The sequence below is a fragment of the Mucilaginibacter aureus genome, from assembly GCF_053514885.1.
Genome location: NZ_CP170601.1, coordinates 2420046 through 2435153, shown reverse-complemented (window position 1 = coordinate 2435153; position 15108 = coordinate 2420046). Strand labels below are relative to the sequence as shown.

Sequence of the window (15108 nt, the reverse complement as noted above, 5' to 3'; positions counted from 1 at the left end):
GAGCAGTAAAGGTATGACAATAAACTTACCCGACAGAGTTAAATTATAAGTTAATTTAAAGGGTAAAAAACATGCGCATACAATAGTATTTGCATAGCATATGATTATCGCAATTTTACGTTCTGCCTACTTCTTCACCGCGTAAGCATCGGCCATAACATTTAGCTGCCTGACACCTGGTGTTTGTGTACCATTGGTAACCATAATGCGGTAGCGAAAGGTAACCGATTCGCCTGGTTTAAGGGTTAAGTTTTTAGCACTTTGACCATTGGTGAATTGCTTTTCGCCCAAGGGGTTAGCTGCAAACAAACCGTAACCACGGGCATGCCAAAAGGTTGGATAATTAGGGTTTTGCGGGTTATCTATAATAGTGATACTGATAGAATCGGCACCCATTTTACCAAAAACTTTGCACCATTTACCACGGGTACTCCAGGCGGCATCGCCGGTTTTACCTTCGCTGGTTAAGTAATTACCGGTGGGCACTTTATCGTCGCCACCCTTTACAATGGTTACGTTGCCTTTGTTATCGGTAAACTTCTGGTCAACGGTGCTGGGTATTTGCAGCTCGTGTGCCAGGCGCAGGCCCAGCAAACCATCTTTGGCATCATTAAAAACACAATCGGTAACAGCTTTTAAGGTGGTTACCCTATCCACAATGCGTTGATAGGCATCGCCGCTAAACTCAAAACGGGTAGTTTCTTCGAGCAGCACATCGTTTTTTTGATTGGTCCAATTAGCGTGGTAAGCCAGTACCCCTTTTGCACCGCTGGTAGTTTGTAGTATACGGTCGGTTTTTACCCAACCGTATAAGCTCTTTTTTTCTTTTTTTATAGCGTACGAGTTATTCCAGAAATCCAGCCCGTTAAGGTTCTCAAAATTGAACCAGATACCGATATGATGAGGATGATCGATAGGGTCGCCAGGTTTAGGATCGAGCGGGAACCCGCGCGTTACTATGGTACCGTTAGCTGCATGTACCGGGTATAAAACAGGTTTCTCCAAACTATCGGGATACAAAAAACTGGTGAATAGTTTATTGCCGATGGTAATATCAACCTTATTTTTACCCGCAACTTTTTCCACTTTAACCATTTGGGGCTTTTGTGCAACGGCAGTTGCAGCCATCGCGATAAGCGGTAAAAACAATGCGGCTTTAACGGTATTTTTCATCAGTAACTATAGGCTTTAAATTCGTCTAAAGGTCCGTTAATTTCATTCGACCCTAACTCAACACCATCGCCGAATTGTGGGTTTTCATCTTTCAGCACCCATGCTTCTTCGAGCAGGGTATCAACATAGCCTTCTAATTTTGTTTTAAATTCATTAGGTAATTGTGCGATCTTCTTCTCGAGTGTTTGTAATTCTGTCATAATTTGTGTTATACGTGTTATCATTTATATTGGTTGGGCGGCGTTAATATTTAAATACCTTTCCGCCTGCCATTACTTCTTGTGTTGCTTCGTCAAAAGTTACTTTTTGGCCGGTATGTACCGCGGCATTGGCCATAATGGTAGCTATGGAGTGGCTGTATCCTGCTTCCACAGGTGCATGCGGCGTTTTACGACTGCGCACACATTCCATCCAGTTGCGCACGTGGTTAGATGTTAAAACATCGCCGCCGGTATTAGCGCTCGATACTACTTTTTCTGTGCTCGGCAAACTCATTTCAGTCAGTAAATTAGCTTGCATCCCCATTGCGGCCGCCATTTTTTGTGTTAAGCCGCCTTTGGGCGATACCTCGTTGGTATCCAGGTTAAGCATACCGCCATTGCTACGATAGATCTCTGTAGGATGGTCTTCGCCGTTATGCATGCGCGATGCAAATGTTACCTGGAAACCACTTGACGGATCATTTTGCGGACCGTAATCAAACACAGCTGTTATGGTATCCCAGTTTTTACGGCCATCCTTCCACATATAAATACCGCCGTTCGCAACTACGCTGCGCGGATGCTGCAGGCCGCTAAACCAGTGTACGGTATCGATCTGGTGGCTCATCCATTGGCCGGGTAAACCCGATGAATAAGGCCAGAATAAACGGAATTCAAGATATTTACGCGGATCGAAAGTATCGGCGGGGCGGTTCAGTAAAAAACGTTTCCAGTCGGTATCGCTTTCTTTGAGCAAAGGCACCACATCGGGCCTGCGCCAGCGGCCGGGCTGGTTTACGTTCCAGGTAAGTTCCACCATGGTTATCGGTCCGAACTTACCCGAACGGATAAACTCGTTAGCGGCCTGGTAATTGGCACCACTACGGCGCTGCGAGCCTATCTGCACTATTTTACCGCTCTCTTTAATAGCCTTAAACGCGGCACGGTTATCGGCCATCGTTTCGGCAAAAGGTTTTTCGCAATACACATCACAGCCTGCCTTTACAGCTTCCATGGCGTGCAGCGCATGCTGAAAATCGGCGGTGCTTACAAATACCGCGTCAACCAGCTTTTTATCGTACATCTCTTCGTTATTGCGGCAGGCAGTAACATCGCGACCCATTTTTTCTTTCCATGCAACAGCACCTTGTTCGCGGCGGCGGTTCCAGATATCGGATACAGCCACCACCTCAAAGTTCAACTCTTTGTAATGGTTCATAAAGCTGGGCATGTGCGAGCTGCGGTGCCTGTCGGAAAAACCAACCACACCTACCCTAACCCTGTCGTTAGCGCCAATAATACGTTTGTAACTGGCAGCGCTCCAGCTAACTTTCGAGGCCATTAAACCGGCGCCCACCAATGCCGATTGCTGTATAAATTTACGTCGCGAATTGTTCATGGTTTATGCTGATTTCTTGAATTGTTTGATCTTAATGCTGCGAAATGATACCCGGTTACCATGATCCTGCAAAAGGATATGCCCCTCTTGGGCCTCGCCGAAATTTGGGAACACCTTGAATTTGCTGATGGCTACCCAATCGCGAAACTGTTTGGAGCCACGCACATATTCTAACACCTTAACGCCGTTTAAGTAATGTACCACCCGGTTATTGGGGTAAACCACTACGCGGCCCACGTTCCACTCGCCAATGGGTTTAATACAGCTTACAGGTTTGTTTGATGGGATGAGATCATATAACGAAGCCAGTTTACGGTCGCCATCACGGCCCAGTTTGGCATCGGGGTGCAACTCGTCATCAAGCAGTTGATATTCCAGCCCTATGGCCGAGCCTGTGGTTTGTTCGTTAAGGGTAACAAAATATTTAACGCCACTGTTGGCGCCTGGCGTGAGCTTAAATTCGAAAGTAAGATCGAAAGCGCTGTATTGCTTTTCGGTTACAATATCACCCCCGTTCTGCGATTCTTTGCCTTCGGATGCTAAAACGGTCAGTTCGCCATCTTTGATCTCCCAGCCCTTTGCAGGGAAGGCATCGCCTTTGGCGCTGCGCCAGCCGGTACTTGTTTTGCCATCAAATAACAGTTTCCATCCTTGTTTTTTTTCGTTTGCGGTTAACTGATTATGCTTTTGGGCATGCACATTACCGGTTTTAAACAAAAGCACAACGCAACAAATGGCAAATACAGCCATTGGTACAAATCGTTTCATGAAGACGGGTATTACAGGTTTATTGGGCTAAGGTAAAATGTTTTTATCAATATCTTAAATTATTTGTACCATTAGTGCATTTTATTGTGAAAATGATAATAAAACATCAACAGAACGGGAAATGCAACACGGGGTTGGCTTTTATCCCGTTAGGGCTACCCGCTACAGTCAGGAATGGACTCCAAACTAACGACTCAAGACTCTGGACCTATTTGCCAGGCACCGGATGCGTAACCTTGCTAAAATTATAGCTGATTGATGCGCTGAAGTTACGGTTACGCGAGGTTGAAAAATTTTGCTGGTTAAAGTTATCGCCGTAAAGGTAAGTAGTATAGCTGCTTTGCCCCAATGGGTTGGTGGCCATAATGCGCACGCGGTATTTATTTTTGTAGAACGATTTGCGCACCGCAAAGCTCGACGTTACCGAGCCATGATTACTGCTTTGCGCAGATGTATTGGTGTAATAGTTAAAATTACCTTCAAAAGCATAATGGGCTATGATATCCATTGATACACCGGCTTTTGCCTGGAAGGTGATGCCATTGTGATTAAGGCGGGTATTGCCGCTCGATTGGTAAATGATACGACCAATAGTAGTACCGCCGGTAAACTGCATTTTGCGCGCCGGGCGGTAATTGCCGTACAGGCTAAAGCTGTTGTAACTGCTCGAGCCTAAATTGTAATAGCTGTTGCGGGTAATGCCCGTGGTATCAACAGTGCTGATACGCTCTACAATGTGGTTAGTGTTTTGTAGGCTTAACCGCGGGTAAATACCCCAGTTATCGCCGTAAGCGCCAAAGCTGATATCAAATTGCTGGGTGAACGACGGGTTAAGATCCGGGTTGCCGTAGCTGATGGTTTTGCCATCGGTGCTTACATAAACCTGCGGGTTAAGTGTGCCCTGGTTTGGCCTGCCTATACGCTGGCTGTAGCTTACACCAATATTGTACTTCTCTTTAAACTGCTTCCCGATAGAGATATTGGGGAAAAAGTTAAGATATGGCCTGATGTTGTATTGCTGCGCAATGGTCGATAAGTTAAAGTTAACGTCGGTAACCTCGGCGCGGCTGCCTATCCTGAACGACCATTTGTTATCCGTTTTGATACTGAAGCTGGCATATCCCGAATAGATATCCTGCGTGTAGTTAAACAAGTTGGTAAGCCCCAGGTTTTGCAGGTATTGCTGCGTAGCCTGGTCAAAATTTTGTACATCCTGGTTGTTGGCATTGTTATGGATGTTTGCCGATAAACCAGTGTTGAAGGTGTAATGCAAACTATCCAGCGGCTTATCGTAATCTATCTTAGCTAAAAAGCCATTATTGCCGGTATTGGTTTGATTGATCTGGTTTACAGGCAACCGGGTGCTAACGGGTAAATTGTTCCCATCCAGGTAGCTCACTTCCGAAAGCCGGTATCCCGACGCAGTATTTCCGCTATAAGTAACGCTGGCATCTAACTGCTCGCCGCGCTTGTTGATCTTCCAGGTATAACTGGCATCTAAAGCATAATTGAACGAGCGGTTACGGGTGTCATTACCCTGGGTGTTGAGGTTACTGGTTACGTAGCTGCTATCCAGGTAATAGGTGTCGCTGTACGAATCGCCTTGCGAGTGGTTAAGGTTAAAATTTGTAGTGAACCTGATATTCTGCGTAGTGTCGATCTCGTAATTGATACTGCCGCGCAGGTTTTGCCCGTTATTACTTCCCTCGCGGTTAGCGTATGCGTTATGGTAAAAAGTAGTATCTAAAAAAAAGTTCTGACTTAACGACGAACTTACGCCCGTGCTATGCCCGCCGCCGTAAGCATAGCTGCCATTAATGGTTACTTTTTTGCCATGATAAGATATATAACTGTTAAAATTATAGTTACCCAGCGTACCCGTATTGGCCGATAGTGTGCCGTTTAAACCAACCCTGTAGCCCTTTTTCAGGATGATATTGATAATGCCATCACCTTCGGCAGCGTATTTAACCGGCGGGTTGGTCATTACCTCGATCTTTTCTATCGCGTCTGATGGCAGGATGTTGAGCAGGTCGGTAATGTTTGATGTCATATAATCCGATGGCTTGCCATCTAAAAACACCCGGCTATTGCGTTTGCCGGCAATGGTGGCATTACCATCAATATCTACGTTTACCATCGGTACGTTCTTCAACACATCGGTAGCGGTGGCGCCTTCGCTTTGCAAACTGGCAGTAACATCGTAATTGATCTGATCAGGCGTGTAAGTAACTACCGGCTTTTTCTCCACTATTTTCACCTCGTTAAGGTCATTGCCTGATCGTTTTAAACGAATGACACCCAAGTTATGTTCGGGCTGCGAAGCGTTGATCTCAATATCAGCAATGAGCATTTTTTCATACCCCACATAGGAGATCCGGATATTGTATTTGCCATAAGGCACATTGTTCATTTTAAATTCGCCGCCATTGTTGCTGGTGGTGTTTTTTACAATGCTTTCGCTTTCAGTTGCGATAATGGCCACTCCGGCAAAGTCGATCTGTTCGCCGTTAACGGCATCGATCAGTTTCCCGGTCACCACACCATTATTGGCCGACTGACCAAAAACCGTGTTTACACTGCACAACAACAATAAAATAAAAGCGACGTAAAAGTTTTTCAAAAAAATGTAAATGTTTTAGTTACAAAAATTAAAAATTAGCACTAATAATGCCAAAAATCTGCACGTATTATTTTTGTTAGACAGATTTTTTGCAAAAGGATTAACTGACAATATGCAAATTGGTAAACATGCGAATGTGCAAGTTTGAACACATAGGTATTCTTCGGTATTTTGAGTAATAGTGTCAAGTCGCAGGTATCAGGTATGTTTTTTCAATGTCTTGATACATGATACTAACTACCTGATACTTTAAACACATAGGTAAATATGGGTATTTTCAAGCGCATTTCTATTCAATCATTCAAAACTCAATCATTCAATCCTTTAAAACAGCAGGGGGGAAATTGTAAGAAATTTTCCGACTCTTCCTTCAAATCTCCCTCGCCGTTGTTGGTGTTGTCACCAACAGCACTAAAAACATGGGGGGGGGGTAATTGTAAGAAATTTTCCGACTCTTCCTTCAAATCTTATCAACGAACTAATGTAGTTAAACCGCAATACTCTTGACTCTTGACTCTTGACTCTTGACTCTTGACTCTTGACTCTTGACTCTTGACTCTCCCCTACAATATACTCAAAATATCCCGATAAAACAAAAAAAGCGCACTGAAAATAGTGCGCTTTTACAATATTGTAGCTTCAAATTATTTTTGAGAAGGCGGTGCGGTTGGCGGAGGCGTTGGGTTGCCACCTGCAGCAGGTGCTCCCGGCCTTGGGCCGCCGCCATTTCTGGCTGGTGCAACAGCATCCGGATGAGGCTTACCATTGTGGCAGGTATAGCAGCCAATAGCAGCGGTCATGGCGCCTTTGTCCTTTTCGTCCTTATCTTCTTTAAAGTATTTTTTGTTGATCTTTTCGGTCATCTGCATCATTTTGCGGGCCATTAACTTTTCGGGTTTGGCATCGCTCGCAAAATCGGTTTTGTTAGTTTGCGCATCGCGGGCGTGGCAAAAACCACAACGCTGCCCTACAGCGCTCGACCATTCGTGCATTACCTTTTCCATTTCATCGTGGGTGATGTTTTTTGGTAATACTTTCAGGTTTTTAAAGCCTTGCTCTTCTTGCTGCGGGGCTTGCCGCATTGCGGTAGTAGCAACAAATATGATCGCAGCCGATAAACATGTTACTATGAGGGTCTTTTTGTGTTGTAGCATAAGGGAACGTAATTAGATTATCATGCTAAAGTAAAAAAATAATCACAAAAAGCTATAGCTGCTATTTGTAAAAAACGTGTTATAACAAATTATTTTTTACCAGTTCTTCGCTTTTTAACCAAAGGCTTTGCCGGGCAACATTATCATTGGCCGCTTTAGAAGGTGCGGCAGGCTTTTTATTTTTAAAATACTGGCCCGAAAGCTGTTCGATCCCGGGTTCGGTAGCCAGGTAAACCGATGTTTGAGCACCTTTTTCGGGCGATATCATAAACGGCCGGGCAATGCTCAATAAAAACTTTACAAAGCCTGTAGACCTGCTGCCGAAGCCGGTGTTTACCACGCCGGGATGCAAACTGTAAGCAGTAACATTTTTAACGGCAAAGCGCTCGGCAAGTGAACGTGTAAAGTAAATATTAAACAGTTTGGCATTGCCATAGGCCCTCATGCTCGAATAATCTTTTTCAAATTGCAGGTCATCAAAATTAACTTTAGCCGTTTTATGCGCATCCGAGCTTACATTAATAACACGTGCCTTGCCTTTTTGCAACAGCGGCATCAGGTTCATGGTCAACAAAAAATGGCCCAGGTGGTTACTGGCAAAGGTCATTTCAAAACCGTCCTTACTTAACTCGCGCTCCTGAAAAATGCCGCCTGCGTTGTTGATCAGCACATCAATAGCATCCAAACTTGCCCTGATCTGTGCCCCGGCTTTGCTTACATTGTGCAAATCGGCCAGGTTGCATTCTACTATCTCTATACGCTGATTCCCGGTTTCGGCTATGATATCATTTTTAACCTGTTTACCTTTAACAGTATCGCGAACCAATAAGTACAGGGTGTGCCCTTGTTTGGCTAATGCCGATGCTGTTTGTGTACCGATACCCGATGTTGCACCGGTGATCAGGATAGTTTTAGAAATCATGTGGGTAAAAAGATAACCTGTACCGATAAAGGTATCTTTTATTAACTATAAAACAAACGGGCGTTAGTTATTAAGTAATTATTTTACAAACTGCATTATTTTATCATACAACACCTTTGGCTGAAAGGGCTTTAATATACAATCGGAAAAACCAATAGTTAATAATCGGTCAAACAGTTCTTTATCAACCAGGGCGGCTGTAAAGGCCAGCATAGGTATGCCCGGGTACAATTCTTTAATTTTGGCGGCAGCGGTGTAACCGTCAACCTCGGGCATTTCCAGGTCAAGCAGTACCATATCATAGGCGTGATCCTGCGCCATCGCGTTAAGCACCTCGCGTCCGTTTTTGCAGGTAGTTAAGTTTACGTTCCAACCCTGCAGTATCTTTTTCGCTATCAGCATATTGATCGGGTTATCATCGGCAATCAAAATGCGGTATTCGGATAGGTCGCCGGTTACCTCATCATCGGCAATGGCATCGGCAACAGCCTCAACCTGAGGGAAGGTAATGGTAAAATAAAACGTGGTACCAACACCGTATTCACTGTTAACTTCCAGTTCGGTGCCCATTAAATTCAACAAACGCTGGGTAATGGTGAGCCCCAAGCCGGTACCGGCATACTTGCGCGAGCTTTCGTGATAGATTTGCCAAAAACCGGCAAATATTTTAGCAGCATCTTCTTTATGCATACCAATGCCGGTATCCTCAATTTCAAACTGCACGGTAACTTTACCGTTATCGTTACCAAAACAGGTAGCGCGTAATACTACCCTGCCCTTAACGGTAAATTTTAAGGCGTTCCCTATCAGGTTATTGATCACCTGTACCAACCGCATATCATCGGCCATCACATTCAGGTTCAGTTTGTCATCAACGTCAACCATCAGATCGATCCCTTTTTCTTCAAAACGGTTATAAAACGGTAATGCCGAATTGATCAGAAAATCGCGAAGGTTAATGTTAATAGGGTGCAGCTCAAACTTACCGGCCTCAATTTTATTAAAGTCGAGTATATCGTTCACGAGGCCAAGCATATGGTCGGAGCAGTATTTCAGCACGTCAAAGTACTCCTTTTGCTCAGGCAGCATGGTATCTTTTTGCAACAGGCCCGATACCCCGATAATACCGTTCAATGGGGTGCGCAGTTCGTGCCCCATAGTTGATAAAAAGCGGGTACGCGCCTGCATAGCCTCTTCAACCTTTTCTTTTTCGGCAACAATGGCCATAACGTATCGCCGCTCAAACCTCACGCTTGCAAAAGCAAACACTCCCGAAAGCAAAACCGACAAAGCGAAGTTAACATGAAACAGGATATCGTAAGTGGCATCAGAGATATGCTCGAGCGTGCTGCTTTCTTTTCCCCAAAATATGCTTACATAACAACAAATGCCGGTAAGGGCCAGGAACAGCAATATTTCGAGCAATTGCTTTTTGTGGTTATTGATGAGCATGGGCAATGCAAACACCAACGGAAAAAAGTATAGAAAACCGCCCGCTTTATGCCCAACCGTAAACGAAATGAATACTAAGAAAGCATTGATCTGGAAAAGTATAAAGTACTTGGCAAATTTGTAATACCCCAGCCGCAATAAAAGCAGCACCAATAAGCTCGATAATATTTTACCAAAAGTTACGGCCGAACTGATATAGTTTTGATGAAAAAGCGCCACGAGCATTACTATAGATGCTACGGTAATAGCAATATAGCACAATTGCCGCATCCGCTTAGCGGTCTCCTTAATATCAAGCATATTGAATTTTGTTTCAGCTGCTTGATTATCAAGGTTATTCATATAGTTGCCGGTAACGGACAGTATCTTAGAGGGTTGATTAAAATTGCGACGGTATAAATTTAAAAAAAATAGTTACAAATTATCTAATAGTTTAAAATAGTTTACAAAACAATAATCAATTAGAACTAAAAAAATTAGCAAACTGTTTATATATTTGTATGGTAAGCGATTAGAGTAATGTATGCCATTGTAGATATTGAAACGACAGGGGGTCACGCCAGCGCGCACGGCATTACCGAAGTAGCCATTGTGATACACGATGGAGAGCAGGTTGTTAACCGTTTCGAAACGCTTATCAACCCCTGTGCGCCCATACCTATTTACATACAGGCCCTTACGGGGATCAATAACCAGATGGTGCAAAACGCACCTTTGTTTGCCGATGTTGCTCCTAAGATATTTGAATTATTGAAGGACAAAACCTTTGTAGCGCATAATGTCAATTTTGATTACTCGTTTATGCGTCACCATTTGCAGATCGCCGGTTTTGATCTGCAATGCGCTAAGTTATGCACCGTTCGGCTGGGGCGTAAAATATTCCCGGGACTACCCTCATATAGCCTGGGTAAGTTTTGCCGCCAAATGGGTATAGAAAATAACAGCCGCCACCGTGCCATGGGCGATGCTGATGCTACCACCCGGCTTTTTAGCCTGATGCTGCAAAACGACAAGGATGGGCATATCGGCGCGTCGCTTAAACAAAGGTCGAAAGAGCACTCGCTACCGCCGCATGTACCGCAATTGCAGGTTAACGGTTTACCGGATGCTCCCGGCGTTTATTATTTTCACGACCAGAAGGGTAAGATAATTTACGTTGGCAAAGCTAAAAGTTTAAAAAAACGTGTAAAAAGTCATTTTACCAATAACCGCGCCGACCAGCAGAAACAGGAGTTTTTGCGCAGCATCCATACCATAACGCACCAAACCTGCGGTACGGAGCTTTTGGCCTTTATTTTAGAAGCCGTAGAAATTAAACGCCTGTGGCCAAAATATAACCGCGCGCAAAAGCACCACGAATATACTTACGGCCTGTATCAGTTTGAAGATCAGCGCGGTTACACCCGCCTGGCTGTCGACAAATGGACCAAGTACTCGCAGCCTTTGTATACCTTTAACAGCATAACCGAGGGTTATAATTTGCTTAATGGCTTAATAGCCGAATTTGACCTTTGCCCTAAGTTGTGTTTTGTACAGCGTAACAACCAGCCCTGCCCGCGTACCAAAACCAAACCCTGCGCCTGCCAGATCACCGAAACTGTTTTGCGTTATAACAAACGGGTTGCCAAAGCAACCGACCATTTAAAAGCTGCCCTATCAACCTTTGCCATACGCGATAAGGGCCGCACCGATGATGAGCACAGTTATATTTTGATCGAGAACGGCGAGTTTTACGGCATGGGCTATATTAACGAAAGCTTTACCGGCAACGAACTGGCGTTAATTAAAACCCAGCTAACACCCTATCCCGGTAATGGTTATATTAAAACCCTGGTAGCCAATTACGCATTTAATAATCCCGATAGGAAAGTGGAGTTTGGGGTTGCGAGTTGAGGGCATATGGCAGTGGCAGTTTTAAGACGCAACTTACTCCGCGTGTCATTGCGAGCGATAGCGTGGCAATCTCTACATAAGCAAATCGACGTTGTCATTCGGACCTGAATAACATAGAGATTATAGATTGATGATTTGTTTTTCAATGGTATCCATGAGCTCGGTTGTCTTCGTTCCTCGCAATGATGCGTGGAGAGAAATTATCAGAATAATAAATCCGAAATCGAAAATTCGACATCCGAAATTTAACTACCGCTCACTCCGATGATGCTTTTTCTTCTTCTTAGTGTGATGCTCCTCGGTTTTCTTTTTCTTCTTTTTGCTTTCGGTATGCTTTTCTTTAGCAGGTTTACCGGTGGTTTTGGTTTTTACAACTGCGGTCTCAACCGGTTTGGTTGCAGTTGTTTGGGTACTATCCACCGCACTGATATCCTTCACCGTAAAAGTATTATCGCTGATACCGTATTGCAGTATTTTGGTTTTACCGGTTGGTTTGGCATCGGCGCCATTACCATCATAAACCGGAAACTGGCGCACCAGGTTACCTTCTTTTATCGAAAAAACATCGCCGCCACGGTAAACCTTTTTGGTATTGGAGCTTAGTTTCGGGAAGTCGATCTTCTGGCCCTTACCACCTCTAAACTCATAGGCATAAATGTTAATGTGGCTGGTGGTATCCTTTGCCTTCGATTCGATGAGTATCTCCGGGTTACCGTCCATATTCATATCGGTATTGTAAACATCAATTACTGATCCTTCCAGGTCGCCATAAGTGGTGGTGTAATGGCTGCCGGCAGAGTCGGAATGTAAGATAAGATACGCCCCGGATGAATCTTTACCCCTGCCCCAGGCATATACATCAAAATACTTACCCGGTGAGCTTTCTATCAGTTTATGATATCTGAAAGGTTGTGGCAATACAGCTTTAGCTGGGCTGCTGCCGGCCAGAGGCGGTATTTCCGGCTGTTGCGGCGCGGGTTGTTTACATGCGCTTACCAGGCCCATGCAGCAGGCCAGAACAGTTACGTAAAACAGATAGGGGTCGATCTTCTTTACCATCGGTTTAAATATACTCAATTAAATAGAATATCGGGTGGCATTTCGCCTTTTGGTCTGTCGGGGATGGTCATATAAACATGTAATGAGTTACCCGCGCTTGCATAAAAGTATTTCAATGTAAACTTGTGATAGCCTTTTTGCAGCAGCACATCGCCACCCTGTTCAAACGCGCTGTGTTTGCCATCGTTATCCACCACCAGCTGATCGTCTATCATCAGCACCGATCCATCGGCCGACGAAGTTGAGAACGAATACTTGCCATTATTATCAATACGTATAAAACCGGTATATATTACACCAAAATCATGAACTCCGTTTTTACGGAAGCCACTGGTATTAAAATTTTTAGCAACGCCGGTATCGATCTCTGTACCGCCGTCAATTTTGTCGGTATTCTCGAAAGTACCATTAAACAGGCGATATTTCAAACCTTCGGCAGCGCCGTTGTAAGTTACCGGGGCAAGGGCCGGTTTGTTGTTGATAATGGCGCGTGTTACCGCACTGCGTTTACCCGAATTGGAGATCACGATAGTTTGGAACACCCTGCTTGAGTTATTGGGCACCTGCACCGTTACCGGCTCCCGATACTCCTGGTCGGTTTCGCGCGGGGTATAGCCGTCAATTGTATAATAGATCTTCGCATCAGCAACGGGGCTTTTCAGGCTAAAAGTGTATTTGTTAGCCGTCATAATGGTATCGGGTGCACCAATAGCGGTTGATACGCGGTAGTTTAAACCAGCTGCATCAATTTTGCCCAGGTGCACGGGCAGCCGGGTTTCGCTAAAGTCTTTATAGTTTTTGTTAGCTAAGGGTGTCCATGCAATTTCCGACAGGGCCATTAAGCGTGGCAGCAACATATATTCTACCTTGTAATCGGTAGTAATATACTCTGCCCACATATTGGCCTGTATACCTAAAATATATTTTTGCTGATCGGCGGTTAACGTTGTTGAAGCCGGGTTGTAGGCATAAGTTGTTTTTAAAGGCGAGTTACCGCCTATACCCAATGGCTCCTGACTGGTTTTGCCTTGCGCATGGTCAAAATACAAACCGGCACTGCTTGGCGACATGATCACGTTGTGGTGCTGCTGCGCTGCGGCAATACCACCGGCTTCGCCGCGCCAGCTCATCACGGTGGCGTTTGGCGCCAGGCCGCCCTGTAATATCTCATCCCAGCCAATAATACTGCGACCTTTGCTGTTCACAAATTTTTCAATCCGCTGGATAAAATAGCTTTGCAAACCTTCTTCGTCCTTCAGCTTTAATTTTTTAATGAGCTTTTGACAAAAATCCGATTCTTTCCACGCAGTTTTTGAAACCTCGTCGCCGCCGATGTGGATGTATTTGCTCGGGAAAAGATCCATCACCTCGGTCAGCACATCATTCATAAAATTAAAGGTGTAGTCGGTAGGGCAATAAATATCATCAAAACCGCCCCAGGTACCGGCAACCTTAACCTGCCTGCCCTGGTAGCAGCCCAGCTCAGGGTATGCGGCAATGGCTGCTACCGAGTGCCCCGGCATTTCAATTTCGGGTACTATGGTGATATAACGCTCGGCAGCGTATTTAACCACTTCGCGAACCTGATCCTGCGTATAGTATCCGCCATAAGGCGTATTATCAAACTGTTGTGGAGTAAAATCGTGGTAGTTACCGATCATGGTTTGATCGCGCATGCTGCCTACCGATGTAAGTTTAGGATATTTTTTGATCTCGATACGCCAGCCCTGGTCGTCGGTTAAATGCCAGTGAAAAGTATTGAGCTTGTACTCAGCCATCAGGTCGATGTATTTTTTAACAAAATCCACACCGAAAAAATGACGTGATACATCCAGATGCAAACCCCGGTAACCAAAGCGGGGATAATCGTCAATCTCCACGCAAGGTATTTTTGCCATGTTGCCTTTAGGCGATGGCAGCAGTTGGATGAGGGTTTGTACACCATAAAACAAACCCGCGCCTTTACCGCTTACGGTAATTTGTTGTGGTGTAATGCTGATGTGGTAGCCTTCGGCAGGCAATGCATCGGCACCAGCCGAAGTAAACCTGATAACATTACCCGTAACCGTGTTATTGGTTTGAGTAACTTGTTTGCGCAGCCCCCAGCTACCTAACAAGGCCGATGTAAATACACCAACCGAACGGTTTGAAGGCGTATCGGCCTGTATAAGGGTTTCCTGTGTAAGCGTAAAAGTACCCTCTGTTTTTTTTAACGATACCGGTGCGGGAATAATATGAAGATTTGGAGCAGCATCCTGGGCGTAAACCGCCGAAAAACCAAAGACTGTGAGGACAATTAAAAAGTGTTTTAGCATTATACTGGGTTAAGCAAGTTGTGAAGTTAACAGATTTTGAAATAAAAGTGTTTATTGCCGGGTAAAAAAGTTGGAGAAGGGCTTACTGATTTAAAACAAAGTAAAAAATTTCGTTTCAATTAATTCTCTATATTTGCCTTATACCTCCAA

The 15108-nt window shown here is 44.6% G+C and carries 11 protein-coding genes; 1 reads left to right on the top strand and 10 read right to left on the bottom strand.

Features of this window, described 5'->3' with window-relative positions; translation table 11 throughout:
* Positions 1–126 precede the first annotated feature (126 nt).
* The 8 genes from ACFGVR_RS10240 to ACFGVR_RS10205 form a co-directional block, all read right to left on the bottom strand.
* A complete protein-coding gene (locus tag ACFGVR_RS10240; protein WP_448702721.1) occupies positions 127–1173 on the bottom strand; it encodes a DUF6807 domain-containing protein in 1047 nt (348 codons plus the stop codon).
* Positions 1173–1373, bottom strand: coding sequence for a hypothetical protein (locus ACFGVR_RS10235; RefSeq protein WP_448702720.1), 201 nt, complete (start codon positions 1371–1373; stop codon positions 1173–1175). The genes ACFGVR_RS10240 and ACFGVR_RS10235 overlap by 1 nt, the downstream gene beginning before the upstream one ends.
* 43 nt (positions 1374–1416) lie before the next feature.
* Positions 1417–2772 carry a Gfo/Idh/MocA family protein gene (locus ACFGVR_RS10230; protein ID WP_448702719.1) on the bottom strand — a complete coding sequence of 452 codons (1356 nt, stop codon included), beginning with the start codon at positions 2770–2772 and terminating at the stop codon, positions 1417–1419.
* Between the two features lie 3 nt (positions 2773–2775).
* Positions 2776–3540, bottom strand: coding sequence for a 3-keto-disaccharide hydrolase (locus ACFGVR_RS10225; protein ID WP_448702718.1), 765 nt, complete (start codon positions 3538–3540; stop codon positions 2776–2778).
* 208 nt (positions 3541–3748) lie between these two features.
* On the bottom strand, positions 3749–6163 hold the full coding sequence (locus tag ACFGVR_RS10220) for a TonB-dependent receptor domain-containing protein (RefSeq protein ID WP_448702717.1): 2415 nt from the start codon (positions 6161–6163) through the stop codon (positions 3749–3751).
* A gap of 644 nt (positions 6164–6807) precedes the next feature.
* On the bottom strand, positions 6808–7317 hold the full coding sequence (locus ACFGVR_RS10215; RefSeq protein ID WP_448702716.1) for a c-type cytochrome: 510 nt from the start codon (positions 7315–7317) through the stop codon (positions 6808–6810).
* Between the two features lie 79 nt (positions 7318–7396).
* Positions 7397–8239 (bottom strand): SDR family oxidoreductase, encoded by an 843-nt coding sequence (locus ACFGVR_RS10210; RefSeq protein WP_448702715.1) that lies wholly within the window; start codon positions 8237–8239, stop codon positions 7397–7399.
* Positions 8240–8317: 78 nt separating this feature from the next.
* Positions 8318–9991 carry an ATP-binding response regulator gene (locus ACFGVR_RS10205; protein WP_448702714.1) on the bottom strand — a complete coding sequence of 558 codons (1674 nt, stop codon included), beginning with the start codon at positions 9989–9991 and terminating at the stop codon, positions 8318–8320.
* Positions 9992–10210: 219 nt separating this feature from the next.
* Between ACFGVR_RS10205 and ACFGVR_RS10200 the strand changes: the two genes are divergently transcribed.
* Positions 10211–11584 carry an exonuclease domain-containing protein gene (locus ACFGVR_RS10200; protein WP_448702713.1) on the top strand — a complete coding sequence of 458 codons (1374 nt, stop codon included), beginning with the start codon at positions 10211–10213 and terminating at the stop codon, positions 11582–11584.
* Positions 11585–11833: 249 nt separating this feature from the next.
* Here ACFGVR_RS10200 and ACFGVR_RS10195 read toward each other — a convergent pair whose 3' ends face one another.
* Complete coding sequence (locus ACFGVR_RS10195) at positions 11834–12643, bottom strand: hypothetical protein (RefSeq protein WP_448702712.1); 810 nt, start codon at positions 12641–12643, stop codon at positions 11834–11836.
* Positions 12644–12657: 14 nt separating this feature from the next.
* A complete protein-coding gene (locus ACFGVR_RS10190) occupies positions 12658–14958 on the bottom strand; it encodes a family 20 glycosylhydrolase (RefSeq protein ID WP_448702711.1) in 2301 nt (766 codons plus the stop codon).
* Positions 14959–15108 lie beyond the last annotated feature (150 nt).

Bases quoted from the DNA above. Each gene is read 5' to 3' on its own strand.
- ACFGVR_RS10240 (WP_448702721.1), bottom strand. From the start codon at position 1,173: ATGAAAAATACCGTTAAAGCCGCATTGTTTTTACCGCTTATCGCGATG.
- ACFGVR_RS10235 (WP_448702720.1), bottom strand. From the start codon at position 1,373: ATGACAGAATTACAAACACTCGAGAAGAAGATCGCACAATTACCTAAT.
- ACFGVR_RS10230 (WP_448702719.1), bottom strand. From the start codon at position 2,772: ATGAACAATTCGCGACGTAAATTTATACAGCAATCGGCATTGGTGGGC.
- ACFGVR_RS10225 (WP_448702718.1), bottom strand. From the start codon at position 3,540: ATGAAACGATTTGTACCAATGGCTGTATTTGCCATTTGTTGCGTTGTG.
- ACFGVR_RS10215 (WP_448702716.1), bottom strand. From the start codon at position 7,317: ATGCTACAACACAAAAAGACCCTCATAGTAACATGTTTATCGGCTGCG.
- ACFGVR_RS10210 (WP_448702715.1), bottom strand. From the start codon at position 8,239: ATGATTTCTAAAACTATCCTGATCACCGGTGCAACATCGGGTATCGGT.
- ACFGVR_RS10205 (WP_448702714.1), bottom strand. From the start codon at position 9,991: ATGCTTGATATTAAGGAGACCGCTAAGCGGATGCGGCAATTGTGCTAT.
- ACFGVR_RS10200 (WP_448702713.1), top strand. From the start codon at position 10,211: ATGTATGCCATTGTAGATATTGAAACGACAGGGGGTCACGCCAGCGCG.
- ACFGVR_RS10195 (WP_448702712.1), bottom strand. From the start codon at position 12,643: ATGGTAAAGAAGATCGACCCCTATCTGTTTTACGTAACTGTTCTGGCC.
- ACFGVR_RS10190 (WP_448702711.1), bottom strand. From the start codon at position 14,958: ATGCTAAAACACTTTTTAATTGTCCTCACAGTCTTTGGTTTTTCGGCG.